The sequence below is a fragment of the Aquincola sp. J276 genome (assembly GCF_024700035.1).
Classification (GTDB): Bacteria; Pseudomonadota; Gammaproteobacteria; order Burkholderiales; family Burkholderiaceae_C; genus Aquincola; species Aquincola tertiaricarbonis.
Genome location: NZ_JAJONC010000002.1, coordinates 458,193 through 471,064 on the forward strand (window position 1 = coordinate 458,193; position 12,872 = coordinate 471,064).

Genomic DNA, 12,872 nt, shown 5'->3' on the forward strand with positions numbered 1-12,872 from the left:
GGGAACCCTCCCGCCCGCGGCCGCCGGCGCCTACATGCCGGTCTTGAACGAGGTGTAGAGCCGCGTCATCGTGCGGCGGATGTCGCTGGTCAGCGCGTCGGGGGCCTGCATCGTCGCCAGGTCGCTCGCACTCAGGAAGACCGACGGGTTGTTGGCCACCTCCGGCTTGACCAGCTTGCGCGACTCGAGGTTGGGGTTGGCGTAGTTCACCTTGTTGGTGAGGCCGGCCGCCACCTCGGGCCGCAGGATGTAGTTGATGAACTTGTGCGCGTTGTCGGGCCGCGGCGCGTCGGCCGGAATCACCATCATGTCGAAGAACAGGATGCCGCCGGTCTTGGGAATCAGCGCCTCGATCTTCTGGCCGGTCTTGCCGTCGATGGCGCGCTGGCGGGCGATGTTGATGTCGCCCGACCAGCCCAGCGCCACGCAGATGCTGCCGCTGACCATGTCGTTGATGTAGCCCGAGGAGCTGAACAGCGTCACGTGGGGCCGGATGGTCTTGAGCAGCGGGCCCACGCCGGCGTAGTCGGCCTGGTTGCGGCTGTAGGCCGGCTTGCCCAGGTAGTGCAGCGCGGCCGGCACCACCTCGGTGGGCGAATCGAGGAAGCTCACGCCGCAGCTCTTGAGCTTGCTGATGTACTCGGGCTTGAACACCAGGTCCCACGCATTGTCGGGCATCGGCATGCCGCCCAGTGCGGCCTTGACCTTGTCGACGTTGATGCCCACGGTGGTGTAGCCCCACAGCCAGTTCACACCGTACTGGTTGCCGGGATCGAGCTTGGCCAACTGCGCCTGCAGCGCCGGGTCCAGGTTCTTCAGGTTGGGCAGCTTGCTCTTGTCCAGCTTCTGCAGCAGCCCGCCGTCGGCCTGCAGCTTGGCCCAGTAGGACGAAGGCACCACGATGTCGTAGCCGGTCTTGCCCGCCACGAGCTTGGCGTGCAGCACCTCGTTGCTGTCGAAGTTGTCGTAGCGCACCTTGATCCCCGTCTCCTTCTCGAAGTTGGCGATCGTGTCCTCGGCGATGTAGTCGGACCAGTTGTAGACGTTGAGCACCTTCTCTTCCTGCGCCTGCGCGGCGGGCAGGACCGCGACGGACAGCGCCAGGGCGCCGAGGGTGCGCAGCAGGACAGGGGCGGGTCGTTTCATCAGGCAGTCTCCGGGTGATGCTGGGAGGGCAGGGGATTCTGATCGGCCCGCGGGATCAGCAAGATGCGGGCCGCCGCGCGGGCCGCGGCCCGGGCGTGGCGGCCCCGGCCTGCATCAGCGGTTGGCCTTGAAGCTGGTGAAGGTGCGGGTGATCAGCCGCCGCGTGGCCTGGTCGGGCGAGCCCGGCGGGATCATCGACGCCAGCCCGGCCTCGTCCACGAACACCGCCTTGTCCTTGGCGATCTCGGGCTTGACGAAGGGCAGCGAGGCCTTGTTCGGGTTGGCATAGAACACCGCGTTGGTCAGCGACGCATGCACCTCGGGCTTCATGATGTAGTTGATGAAGGCGTGCGCGTTGCCCGCGTTGGGCGCGTCCTTGGGGATGGCCATGGTGTCGAAGAACAGCAGGCCGCCGGTCTTGGGCAGCAGCACCTGCAGGTTCTGCGGCTTCTTGGCCTGCGCGCTCTTGTTCTTGGCGATCATGATGTCGCCCGACCAGCCCACCACCGCGCAGATGTTGCCGCGCGCCATCTGGTCGATGTAGTCGGAACCGGATCCGGCGAAGCGGGTGACGAAGGGCCGCACCTTCTTCAGCATGTCGCCGGCGGCGGTGTAGTCGGCCGCGGCGTTGCTGTACGGATCCTTGCCGATGTACTTCAGCGCGATGGGCAGCACCTCGGAGGCCGAGTCGAGGAAGGTGATGCCGCAGGCCTTGAGCTTGCTCGCGTACTCGGGCTTGAAGACCAGGTCCCAGGCGTTGTCGGGCATCGGCATGCTGCCCAGCGCGGCCTTGACCTTGTCGGCATTGATGCCCACGGTGGTGTAGCCCCACAGCCAGTCGACCAGGTGCTCGTTGCCGGGGTCCACCTTGGCCAGCTGCGCCTGGATGGCGGGGTCCAGGTTCTTCAGGTTAGGCAGCTTGCTCTTGTCCAGCTTCATCAGCAGGCCGGCCTGGATCTGCAGCTTGGCGAAGTGCGAGCCGGGCACCACCACGTCGTAGCCGGAGCGGCCGGCCACCAGCTTGGCATGCAGCGCCTCGTTGCTGTCGAAGTTGTCGTAGCGGACCTTGATGCCGGTTTCCTTCTCGAAATTCCGGATCGTGTCCTCGGCGATGTAGTCGGCCCAGTTGTAGACGTTGACCACCTTCTCCTGGGCGCCGGCCGCGGCCGCGATCAGGGACAGCGCAAGGGCGCTCAGGCTTCGACGAAACACGGACTTCATGGCGGCAGGGCTCCTGGATCGGGGAATGGGTGGCGCCAGTTTAGAGCCCCGGCTCACAGCCACCGGTTGCGGTGGCAGTCCTCCAGCGTCAGGTCCAGGCAGCGGCGGATCAGCACCGCCATCTCGTCGATCTGCGCGCGGGTGATCACCAGCGGCGGCGCGATGATCATGCGGTCGCCCACCGCCCGCATGATCAGCCCGTTGGCGAAGCAGTGGCCGCGGCAGACCATGCCCACCGACAGCGCCTCGTCGAAGCGCTGGCCGCGCGTGCCGGTGCCCCGGCCGTCGCGCCGGCCGAGCTGCAGCGCGGCCATCAGGCCGCAGGTCTGCGTCTCCACCACCAGCGGGTGGTCGGCCAGCTTCTGGTACAGCGCGGCCAGGTAGGGGCCGGTGTCGTCGTGCACCTGCTGCACCAGGCCCAGCTGCTGGATGAGGCGGATGTTGGCGATGGCCACCGCGCAGGCCACCGGATGGCCGGAATAGGTGTAGCCGTGCTCGAACTCGCCGCCCTGCTCGATCAGCACCTGGGCCACCCGGTCGCCCACCAGCACGCCGCCCAGCGGTATGTAGCCCGAGGTCACGCCCTTGGCGAAGGTGATCAGGTCGGGGCGGGCGCCGAAGCGCTGGCAGCCGAACCAGTGGCCGGTGCGGCCGAAGCCGCAGATCACCTCGTCGCTGACCAGCAGCACGCCGTACTGGTCGCAGATGCGCTGGATCTCGGGCCAGTAGGTCTCGGGCGGCACGATGACGCCGCCTGCGCCCTGCACCGGCTCGCCGATGAAGGCGGCCACCTTGTCGGGGCCCACGGCCAGGATCTTCTGCTCGAGCCAGCCGGCGGCCACGCGGCCGAATTCCTCGCGGCTCATGCTGCCGCCATGTTCGAACCAGTAGGGCTGCTCGATGTGCTGGATGCCCGGGATCGGCAGGCCGCCCTGGGCATGCATGCCGCTCATGCCGCCCAGCGAGGCGCCGGCCATGGTGGAGCCGTGGTAGGCGTTGTGGCGGCTGAGGATGACGCTGCGCTGCGGCTGGCCCAGCACGTCCCAGTAGCGGCGCACCATGCGCACGATGGTGTCGTTGCCTTCGGAGCCGGAGCCGCTGTAGAACACCCGGCTGAAGCCCGGCGGGCTCACCTCGGCCAGCAGCTCGGCCAGCTCGATGGCCGGCGGCGTGGCGGTCTGGAAGAAGGCGTTGTAGAAGGGCAGCTGCGTCATCTGCCGCGTGGCCGCGTCGATCAGCGCCTGCTGGCCGTAGCCCACGTTGACGCACCACAGCCCGCTCATCGCATCCAGGATGCGGTGGCCGTCGCTGTCGGTGAGGTAGATGTTGTCGGCCCTGGTGATGATGCGCGAGCCCTTCTTCGCCAGCGCCTGGAAGTCGGTGAACGGGTGCAGGAAGTGCGCCGCGTCGGCGGCCTGCCATTGCTGGGTGGTGCGGGTGTTCATGGTGGTCATGGCGTGCTCGCTCAAACGTGAAGCAGGAGGTGTTCACGCTCCCACGGCGAGATCACCTTCATGAACTCGGCGTGCTCGATCTCCTTCACCTCGGTGTAGACGGTGACGAAGGCCTCGCCCAACACCTCGGCCAGGTCCTTCTCGGCGCGCAGAAGGTGCAGCGCCTCGCCCAGGCTGCGCGGCAGCGAGAACTCGCCCAGGTAGGCGTCGCCCTTGCACTCCGGTGTCGGCTCGATCTTGTTCTTGATGCCCAGGTAGCCGCAAGCCAGCGTGGCCGCCAGCGCCACGTAGGGATTGGCGTCGGCGCCGATCACGCGGTTTTCCACCCGCCGCGCGGCCGGCACCGCCACCGGGCTGCGGATGCCCACGGTGCGGTTGTCGGTGCCCCACTGGATGTTGATGGGCGCCGCATTGCTGCGCACCAGCCGGCGGTAGCTGTTCACGTACGGCGCAAACAGCGCCATCGCCGCCGGGATGTATTTCTGCAGCCCGCCGATGTACCAGTGGAACTCGCGGCTGGGCGTGCCGTCCTCGTTGCTGAACAGGTTGCGGCCGGTGGCCTGGCTGACGATGCTCTGGTGCACGTGCATTGCGCTGCCAGGCTCGCCGGCGATCGGCTTGGCCATGAAGGTGGCGAACATGCCGTGGCGCATCGCCGCCTCGCGCACCGTGCGCTTGAAGAAGAACACCTCGTCGGCCAGCCCCAGCGGGTGGGCATGGAAGAAGTTGATCTCCATCTGCCCGGCGCCCACCTCGTGGATCAGCGTGTCGACGTTCAGCTCCATCTTCTCGCAGTACGCGTACACGTCCTCGAACAGCGGATCGAACTCGTTGACCGCGTCGATGGAATACGCCTGGCGCGAGGTCTCGGCGCGGCCGCTGCGGCCGATGGGTGCCTTCAACGGCACGTCGGGGTCGGTGTTGCGGTCGACCAGGTAGAACTCCAGCTCGGGCGCGACCACCGGCTCCCAGCCCTCGATGGCAAACAGGTCGCACACCCGGCGCAGCACCGAGCGCGGCGCGAAGGGCACCAGCGTGCCCTCGCGGTCGAAGCAGTCGTGGATCACCTGGGCCGTGGGATCGGTGGCCCAGGGCACGATGCGCACGGTGGTGGGGTCCGGCCGCAGGTGCATGTCGCGGTCGGTGGGGTTGATCACGTCGTAATAGGGGCCTTCTTCCGGGAACTCACCGGTCACGCCCATGGCCACCACGGCCTCGGGCAGCCGCATGCCGCGGTCCTCGGTGAACTTCTCGCGCGGCAGGATCTTGCCGCGCGCCACGCCGGTGAGGTCGGGCACCAGGCACTCGATCTCCGTCACGCGGTTCTTGTTGAGCCACTGTTCGAGCTCGCTGAAGGTGTAGTTGTCTCTGACCACCATGGGGCACCTGTTCGTCTGGCGTGCCGCCTTGCGGGCGGCGGCACAAAGGCCCTGGGCACTGCACGGGGCGCGGAGGCGCTCCGCACTATCAGGCGGATGGAGGTGGGCGATGGCGGTCGCGGTAGGCCGCGCAGGCCTCGCCGAACGCGCCGAACAACTGTCGCGAGATGGGATTGCTGGCGGCCTGCCACTCGGGGTGCCATTGCACGCAGAGGTTGAAGCCGGGCGCATCGGCGCTGAAGGCTTCCACCAGGCCGTCGGGGGCGCGGGCCTGCACGCGCAGGCCGGGGGCCAGCCGGTTCACCGCCTGGCCATGGACCGAATTGACGCGGAAACGCGGCTCGCCGGTGATGCGGTCCAGCAGGCTGCCGGGCTCGACCAGCACGTCGTGCGAAGGGCCGTATTGCACCTCCACCGGCTGGCTGTCGTCGGCGCGGTGGTCGTGGTGCGGCGGCACGGCATGCACCGCCTGGTGCAACGTGCCGCCCAGGGCCACGTTGGCCTCCTGCGCGCCGCGGCAGATGGCCAGCAGCGGAATGCCGCGGGCCAGCACGCGCGGGATGAGCAGCAGCGTCCAGGCGTCGCGCTGTTCGTCCAGGGGCAAGGTGGTGTCGAGCACCGCCTCGCCGAAGTGGCGGGGATGCACGTTGGAAGGCGAGCCGGTGAGCAGCACGCCATCGGCGATGTCCAGCAGGGCCTCGATCTCGTCGGGCTCGGCACTGGGCACGATCAGCGGCTGGCACTGGGCGAGGCGCACACCGTCGACGTACTTCTTGCCGGCGATGTGGAAGGGATGGTGGCCTAGCATGCGGTTGCAGGCGGGCACCAGCACCACGGGCTTGGCGGGGATCTTGGAAGCAGTCAGAGGCACGCTCATGGGCAGTGGCGATGCAGCAAGTGTGCCAACAAGCCACCGCAGCCGCATGCGGGCTTGGCCGGATGGCGCTTCATGCAACCGTGCGGGTGGCGCATCACAGCAGGTCGCGCAGCCGGTAGTAGGCCATGCCCAGGGCCAGCGCCGGCATGCGCAGCAGCCGCCCGCCCGGAAAGCGGCGGTGCTTCAGCCGCGCGAAGACGTCGAAGCGGCCGGCGTCACCGGCCATCGCCTCGGCCACCACCTGCCCGGCCAGGCCGGTGAGCGCGAGGCCATGGCCGGAGAAGCCCTGCAGGTAGTACACGCTGCGGCCCAGCCGGCCGAAGTCGGGCGCCCGGCTCATCGAGATGTCGACGAAGCCGCCCCAGGCGTATTCCACCTTCACGTCGCGCAACTGCGGGAAGGTGCCCGCCATCTGCCGCTGCATGCCGGCGGCCAGGTCGGCAGGCGTCTTCGTGGTGTAGCTGGCGCGGCCGCCATACAGCATGCGGTGGTCGGCCGTGGGGCGGAAGTAGTCGAGCACGAAGTTGTTGTCGCAAACGGCAGCGCCGCACGGCACCAGTGCGGCGGCCCGCTCTGCGCCCAGCACCTCGGAGCACACGATGTAGGTGCCGACCGGCATCACCCGCGGGCCCAGCTGCGGCGCCAGCTGCGGGGCGAACTCCTGCAGGTACACATTGCCTGCGAGCAGCACCTGCCGCGCCCGCACGCGGCCTTGCGCGGTGGTCAGCAGCACCTCGTCGCCGCGCTGCTGCAGGCCGGTGACGGCGCTGCCCTCATGCAGCGCGGCGCCCAGCCCGGCGGCCGCACGCGCGAGGCCCTGGGTGTACTTCAGCGGATGCAGGTGGCCCGAACGGGCGTCGTAGGCGGCGGCCACGTAGCGGGGGCTGTCGATCCAGCGCGGCAGCTCGGGCGCCTCGATCCACTGCTGCTCGTAGCCGTAGTGGCGCGCCAGGTGGTCCACGCCTTCGCGCAGCGCACGGGCCTTGCGCTCGTTGACCGCCACGCCCAGGAAGCCGTCGTGCCATTCGGCATCGATGCCGAAGCGGCTGCAGCGCTGGCGGATCAGGTCGATCGCCTGCAGCGTCATCGCCCACACGCGGCGGGCTTCGTCCAGGCCCAGTTCGGCCTCGATGGTCGGCGGGTCGCAGGCCAGCCCGTGGATGGCCTGGCCGCCGTTGCGGCCGCTGGCGCCGAAGCCGATGTGCTGCGCTTCCAGCAGCACCACGCCCAGGCCACGCTGGCGCAGCTCGATGGCCGCCGACAGCCCGGCCAGCCCGCCGCCGACGATGGCCACGTCGGCCTGCACCTCGCCCTGCAGCGGCGCATGGGCGGGCCCGCGCGGGGCGGTGGCGTCGTAGTACGACAGACGCGTCAGTTCACGGTCGACCTCGAGGAAGGGCATGCGGCGCAGCGGGCTCTCGGTAGCGTCAGGCCACGCGCTGCAGCGCGGTGCGCAGGGTGTCGACGATGCGGTCGATGTGCTGGCGCTCGATGATCAGCGGCGGCGACAGCGCGATGGTGTCGCCGGTGGTGCGGATCATCAGGCCCTGCTCCCAGCAGTCGAGGAAGACGTCGAAGGCGCGCTTGCCCGGCTCGCCCGGCCGCGGCGCCAGCTCCACGCCGCCCACCAGCCCGATGTTGCGGATGTCGATCACATGCGGCAGGCCCTTCAGGCCATGCAGCGCATCGGCGAAGTAGCCCTGCATCTCGCCCGCGCGGGTGAGCAGGCCTTCGTCGGCATAGGTGTCCAGCGTGGCCAGCGCGGCGGCGCAGGCCAGCGGATGGGCCGAGTAGGTGTAGCCGTGGAAGAACTCGATCAGGTGCTCGGGCCCGTTCATGAACACGTCGTGGATCTGCTGCTTGGCGAACACCGCGCCCATCGGCACGCAGCCGTTGGTGATGCCCTTGGCCACCGTCATCAGGTCGGGCGTCACGCCGAAGGTCTGCGCGCCGAAGGGCTGGCCGGTGCGGCCGAAACCGGTGATCACCTCGTCGAAGATCAGCAGGATGCCGTGCTTGTCGCAGATCTCGCGCAGCCGCTGCAGGTAGCCCTGCGGCGGGATCAGCACGCCGGTGGAGCCCGCCACCGGCTCCACGATCACCGCGGCGATGGTGGAGGCGTCGTGCAGCGCGACCAGCCGTTCCAGGTCGTCGGCCAGCTCGGCGCCATGGGCCGGCTGGCCCACGCTGAAGGCGTTGCGCGCCGGATCGTGCGTGTGGCGGATGTGGTCCACGCCCGCCAGCAGGTGGCCGAACATCTTGCGGTTGGCCACGATGCCGCCGACCGAGATGCCGCCGAAGTTCACGCCGTGGTAGCCGCGCTCGCGGCCGATGAGGCGGGTGCGCGAGCCTTCGCCGCGCGCGCGGTGGTAGGCCAGCGCCATCTTCAGCGCGGTCTCCACCGACTCGGAGCCCGAGTTGGTATAGAAGACCTTGTTCAGCCCCGCCGGCGTCAGCCTGGCCAGCCGCTCGGCCAGCTCGAAGGCCTTGGGATGCGCCATCTGGAACGGCGGCGCGAAGTCCATCTCGGCCGCCTGGTCGGCGATGGCCTTGACGATCTTCGGCCGTGCATGGCCCGCGTTCACGCACCACAGGCCGGCCACGCCGTCCAGCACCTCGCGGCCTTCGGGCGTCTTGTAGAACATGCCCTGGGCCTGGGCCAGCAGGCGCGGCGCCTTCTTGAACTGCCGGTTGGCGGTGAAGGGCATCCAGTAGGCGTCGAGTTCGGTGGTGCTCATACGGCTCTTTCCATAGTGGTGGGCAGACCTGACAGCGTGTTCCGCCCGGCCGCGAAAGTCTAGGAGCAGTGCAGCGCAATGTGCTTGCGCAATATCCCGGGTCGTGCAGCTGTCGGCGCAATAAGATGCGGCGCAAAGGCCCCGCTACAGCATCCGATGCGAAACATGTCCAGCGCCGTGCAACTAGATGCGATCGACCTCGGCATCCTCACCGAGCTGCAGGCCGATGGCCGGCTCACCAACCTGGAGCTGGCGCAGCGCGTGCACCTGTCGCCCAGCGCCTGCCTGCGCCGCGTCAAGCAGCTGGAGGAGGCGGGCGTGATCGACCGCTACGTGGCGCTGCTCAATCCCAAGGCGGTGGGCCAGCCGGGCACCAGCTTCACCATCGTGAACCTGGAGACGCTGACCGCGCCGGTGATCGCGGCCTTCGAGCGCGCGGTGCGTGACCAGCCGCAGATCCTCGACTGCTACTACGTGGCCGGCAGCAACGACTACCTGATCCGCTTCACCTACCGCGACGCGGAGGACCTGGAGCGCTTCCATGCCGACGTGCTGATGCACCTGCCCGGCGTGGCTCGCAGCAACTCGATGCTGGTGCTTCGCACCGTCAAGCGCACCACCGCGCTCAGCCTCTAGCCCCGCGCACGCGCCTCGCGCGCAATGCGGCTGCACAGGTAGGTCCACACGAAGGCCGCGGCCGCCTGGCTGCTCAGCTCGGCATGGTCGAAGGGCGGTGCCACCTCCACGCAGTCCATGCCCACGCAGTCCAGGTCGACCAGCGCCTCCAGCAGGCTCAGCACCTGGTGGCTGGCCAGGCCGCCGGGCTCGGGCGTGCCGGTGCCGGGTGCGAAGGCCGGGTCCAGGCAGTCGATGTCCAGGCTGACGTACAACGGCGGCCGGCCGTGGTCGGCGATGCGGCGGGCCAGGTCGTCGACGATGGGCTGCAACTGTGCCGGTGTCTGCAGGCCGCGCAGGTCGCGGGCGGTGTGGATGGCGCCGCCCTGGTCGCGCACATAGTCGCGCGCCTCGCGCTGCCCGGCCGAGCGGATGCCCACCTGCACGAAGCAGCGCTTGTCGACCAGGCCCTGCTGCATCGCCTCGAACACCCAGGTGCCGTGGCCGCTGGGCTCGCCGAAGTGGTCTTCCCAGGTGTCGCAGTGGGCGTCGAAGTGCAGCACGGCCAGCGGGCGGCCCAGCCGCTCGGCCTGCGCCTGCAGCAGCGGCAACGTGATCGAGTGGTCGCCACCCAGCCACACCATGTGGTGTGCCGCGAGCATCGGCCGCACCAGCGCGGGCATCGCCTCACGCATGCCCACCAGGCTGGTGTTGGGCAGCGGCAGGTCGCCGGCATCGCCGAGCAGCCCTTCGGGTGTCACGTCGAACAGCGGATGGATGCCGTCGCACAGCATGTGGCTGGCCTCGCGGATCGCGCGGGGCGCCAGGCGCGCGCCCGGGCGGTTGGTGGTGGCTCCATCCCAGGCGATGCCGGCCACGCCGTAGCGGTGCGCGGCCTGTAGCGGCGGGCACTTGAGGAAGCCGTTCTGGGCCAGGAAGGCGAAGTGGGACATGGCAAGGCGGGCAGGGCGGGAAGGGCCCGAGGATAGGCGCTGCCGGCGATGCGGCCGCAAACCGGGCACAGTCGGGCCCCCGGATTGCTAACCCCGCGCCATGAACCGATTTCCGTCCCACCGCCTTCGACGCGAGGTGCACCGATGAAGCCCGTGCTGGTCCTGCAGAACATGAAGGGCGACGGCCCGGCCTATCTGGCGCACTGGCTGGCCGCCCAGGGCATCGGGATGGACCTGCGCTTTGCCGCCGAGGGCCAGCCGCTGCCGGCCGACCTGAGCGGCCATGCGGCGCTGGCGGTGCTGGGCGGCGAGATGAGCGCCAACGATCCGCTGCCGGCGCTGCGGGAGGCCGAACGCCTGATCGCGCTGGGCTTCGAGACCGGCGTGCCGGTGATCGGCCATTGCCTGGGCGGGCAGCTGATGGCGCGGGTGCTGGGGGCGCGGGTGCTGCGCTCCCCGCTGCCCGAGATCGGATGGCAGCCGGCCCGCATGCTGCCGGGCCCCGAGTGCGAGGCCTGGTTCGGCCAGGGCGACCGGCACCACTTCATGCACTGGCACAACGAGGCCTTCGAGCTGCCGCGCGGCGCGGTGTCGGTGGCCACCAATGAGGCCTGCCCGGTGCAGGCCTTCGCCTATGGACCGCACCTGGGCATGCAGTTCCACATCGAGGTGGATGCCGACAAGCTCGCGCGCTGGTCGGCCTCGCGCGACCCGTCCTTCCTGCAGGCGCAGCAAACGCACCCGGCCACGGTGCACAGCGGTGACCGCATGCGGTCCGATGCCCAGCAGTTCCTGCAGGCGCAGCACCGCTTGGCCGACCGTGTCTACGCCCGTTGGTGGGAGGCGGCATCGGCGGGTTGATGCGGATTTCACGATGCTGAACGCGCGTTTCACATCGTGATGCAAGGCGGTGCTGCGGCGCAGCAAGATTTCTCAACATGGAAAACATCTTTGCGCATTGCGAAACGACCTCCATAAGTCATTGATTCACAAGCGAAAGAATTTCGGTCTTATATAAGACATAAGTGTTCCCAAGCCAGAGTGCGGTCGTTACGCTGAAGCCATCTTCAGACCCCCGTTCAACGCAAAGGAGCACTTCGAATGACCACCACACTGACCCGCGAACAGCAGATCGCCGCCCTCGAGAAGGACTGGGCCGAGAACCCGCGCTGGAAGGGCATCAAGCGCGGCTATAGCGCCGCCGACGTGGTGCGGCTGCGCGGCTCGCTGCAGATCGAGCACACGCTGGCCAAGCGCGGTGCCGAGAAGCTGTGGAACCTGATCACCACCGAGCCGTTCGTCAACGCGCTGGGCGCGCTCACCGGCAACCAGGCGATGCAGCAGGTCAAGGCCGGCCTCAAGGCCATCTACCTGTCGGGCTGGCAGGTGGCGGGCGATGCCAACAGCAACGGCGAGATGTACCCCGACCAGTCGCTGTACTCGGTGGACTCGGTGCCCAAGGTGGTCAAGAAGATCAACAACACCTTCCTGCGCGCCGACCAGATCCAGTGGAGCGAAGGCAAGAACGACATCGACTACTTCGCGCCCATCGTGGCCGACGCGGAAGCCGGCTTCGGCGGCGTGCTGAATGCCTTCGAGCTGATGAAGGCCATGATCGAGGCGGGCGCCGCCGGCGTGCACTTCGAGGACCAGCTTGCAGCGGCCAAGAAGTGCGGCCACATGGGTGGCAAGGTGCTGGTCCCCACGCGTGAAGCCGTCAGCAAGCTGGTGGCCGCACGCCTGGCCGCCGACGTGATGGGCACGCCCACCGTGCTGCTGGCCCGCACCGACGCCGAAGCCGCCGACCTGGTGACCAGCGACATCGACGAGAACGACCGCCCCTTCTTCACCGGCGAGCGCACCGTCGAGGGCTTCTACCGCTCGACCAACGGCATCGAGCAGGCCATCAGCCGCGGCCTGGCCTACGCCGAGTACGCCGACCTGATCTGGTGCGAGACCGGCACGCCGGACCTGGCCTTCGCGAAGAAGTTCGCCGACGCCATCCATGCCAAGTTCCCCGGCAAGATGCTGTCGTACAACTGCTCGCCGTCCTTCAACTGGAAGAAGAACCTGGACGACGCCACCATCGCCAAGTTCCAGCGCGAGCTCGGCGCGATGGGCTACAAGTTCCAGTTCATCACCCTGGCCGGCTTCCATGCACTCAACTACGGCATGTTCGACCTGGCCTACGGCTACGCCCGCAACAACATGACCGCCTTTGTCGAGTTGCAGCAGAAGGAATTCGCCGCCGCCGAGCGGGGCTTCACCGCGGTGAAGCACCAGCGCGAAGTGGGCACGGGTTACTTCGACGCGGTGACCACCACCATCGAGGCGCAGGCGTCCACCGCCGCGCTGAAGGGCTCCACCGAAGACGAGCAGTTCTTCGACAAGCACTGATCCACGCTTGCATCGGTCGCCTGCCGCGTGGCAGGCCCCACGGCCCGGAGACCTCCTGCTCCGGGCCTTTTTTCATGGGCTGTTTATCCTTC

General features: G+C 68.6%; 11 protein-coding genes. 3 read left to right on the forward strand and 8 right to left on the reverse strand.

All coding sequences use genetic code 11. The features are described from left to right. Window positions 1-30 precede the first annotated feature (30 nt). The 7 genes from LRS14_RS19940 to LRS14_RS19970 form a co-directional block, all read right to left on the reverse strand. A complete protein-coding gene (locus LRS14_RS19940) occupies window positions 31-1,146 on the reverse strand; it encodes a polyamine ABC transporter substrate-binding protein (RefSeq protein WP_046114443.1) in 1,116 nt (371 codons plus the stop codon). Window positions 1,147-1,260: 114 nt separating this feature from the next. After that, on the reverse strand, window positions 1,261-2,367 hold the full coding sequence (locus LRS14_RS19945; protein WP_257800789.1) for a polyamine ABC transporter substrate-binding protein: 1,107 nt from the start codon (window positions 2,365-2,367) through the stop codon (window positions 1,261-1,263). 53 nt (window positions 2,368-2,420) lie between these two features. Beyond that, complete coding sequence (locus LRS14_RS19950; RefSeq protein ID WP_404977595.1) at window positions 2,421-3,821, reverse strand: aspartate aminotransferase family protein; 1,401 nt, start codon at window positions 3,819-3,821, stop codon at window positions 2,421-2,423. An 11-nt stretch (window positions 3,822-3,832) separates the two neighbouring features. Next, window positions 3,833-5,200, reverse strand: coding sequence for a glutamine synthetase family protein (locus LRS14_RS19955; RefSeq protein ID WP_046114441.1), 1,368 nt, complete (start codon window positions 5,198-5,200; stop codon window positions 3,833-3,835). An 88-nt stretch (window positions 5,201-5,288) separates the two neighbouring features. After that, window positions 5,289-6,077 carry a gamma-glutamyl-gamma-aminobutyrate hydrolase family protein gene (locus tag LRS14_RS19960; RefSeq protein WP_257800790.1) on the reverse strand — a complete coding sequence of 263 codons (789 nt, stop codon included), beginning with the start codon at window positions 6,075-6,077 and terminating at the stop codon, window positions 5,289-5,291. Between the two features lie 94 nt (window positions 6,078-6,171). Continuing rightward, window positions 6,172-7,479, reverse strand: a complete 1,308-nt coding sequence (locus LRS14_RS19965; protein WP_257800791.1) for an FAD-binding oxidoreductase — start codon at window positions 7,477-7,479, stop codon at window positions 6,172-6,174. Window positions 7,480-7,504: 25 nt separating this feature from the next. Beyond that, the gene (locus tag LRS14_RS19970) at window positions 7,505-8,815 is read right to left on the reverse strand and encodes an aspartate aminotransferase family protein (RefSeq protein WP_046114438.1); all 1,311 of its coding nucleotides are present in this window, start codon (window positions 8,813-8,815) and stop codon (window positions 7,505-7,507) included. 156 nt (window positions 8,816-8,971) lie between these two features. On the opposite strand from LRS14_RS19970, the gene LRS14_RS19975 reads away from it, so the two are divergent. Further along, window positions 8,972-9,451: an Lrp/AsnC family transcriptional regulator gene (locus LRS14_RS19975; RefSeq protein ID WP_046114437.1), complete on the forward strand. Its 480-nt coding sequence runs from the start codon at window positions 8,972-8,974 to the stop codon at window positions 9,449-9,451. Here the strand turns inward: LRS14_RS19975 and LRS14_RS19980 are convergent. Further along, a complete protein-coding gene (locus LRS14_RS19980; RefSeq protein ID WP_257800792.1) occupies window positions 9,448-10,383 on the reverse strand; it encodes an agmatinase in 936 nt (311 codons plus the stop codon). The genes LRS14_RS19975 and LRS14_RS19980 overlap by 4 nt on opposite strands. A gap of 144 nt (window positions 10,384-10,527) precedes the next feature. Between LRS14_RS19980 and LRS14_RS19985 the strand changes: the two genes are divergently transcribed. Together LRS14_RS19985 and aceA are read left to right on the forward strand one after the other, a co-directional pair. Beyond that, complete coding sequence (locus LRS14_RS19985) at window positions 10,528-11,244, forward strand: type 1 glutamine amidotransferase (RefSeq protein WP_257800794.1); 717 nt, start codon at window positions 10,528-10,530, stop codon at window positions 11,242-11,244. A 240-nt stretch (window positions 11,245-11,484) separates the two neighbouring features. Beyond that, the gene (aceA, locus tag LRS14_RS19990; protein ID WP_404977596.1) at window positions 11,485-12,780 is read left to right on the forward strand and encodes an isocitrate lyase; all 1,296 of its coding nucleotides are present in this window, start codon (window positions 11,485-11,487) and stop codon (window positions 12,778-12,780) included. The last annotated feature ends 92 nt before the right edge of the window (window positions 12,781-12,872 follow it).

Coding starts and splice junctions, on each gene's coding strand:
- LRS14_RS19975 (WP_046114437.1), top strand. CDS start 8,972: ATGCGAAACATGTCCAGCGCCGTGCAACTAGATGCGATCGACCTCGGC.
- LRS14_RS19940 (WP_046114443.1), bottom strand. CDS start 1,146: ATGAAACGACCCGCCCCTGTCCTGCTGCGCACCCTCGGCGCCCTGGCG.
- LRS14_RS19985 (WP_257800794.1), top strand. CDS start 10,528: ATGAAGCCCGTGCTGGTCCTGCAGAACATGAAGGGCGACGGCCCGGCC.
- LRS14_RS19980 (WP_257800792.1), bottom strand. CDS start 10,383: ATGTCCCACTTCGCCTTCCTGGCCCAGAACGGCTTCCTCAAGTGCCCG.
- LRS14_RS19965 (WP_257800791.1), bottom strand. CDS start 7,479: ATGCCCTTCCTCGAGGTCGACCGTGAACTGACGCGTCTGTCGTACTAC.
- aceA (WP_404977596.1), top strand. CDS start 11,485: ATGACCACCACACTGACCCGCGAACAGCAGATCGCCGCCCTCGAGAAG.
- LRS14_RS19960 (WP_257800790.1), bottom strand. CDS start 6,077: ATGAGCGTGCCTCTGACTGCTTCCAAGATCCCCGCCAAGCCCGTGGTG.
- LRS14_RS19950 (WP_404977595.1), bottom strand. CDS start 3,821: ATGACCACCATGAACACCCGCACCACCCAGCAATGGCAGGCCGCCGAC.
- LRS14_RS19955 (WP_046114441.1), bottom strand. CDS start 5,200: ATGGTGGTCAGAGACAACTACACCTTCAGCGAGCTCGAACAGTGGCTC.
- LRS14_RS19945 (WP_257800789.1), bottom strand. CDS start 2,367: ATGAAGTCCGTGTTTCGTCGAAGCCTGAGCGCCCTTGCGCTGTCCCTG.
- LRS14_RS19970 (WP_046114438.1), bottom strand. CDS start 8,815: ATGAGCACCACCGAACTCGACGCCTACTGGATGCCCTTCACCGCCAAC.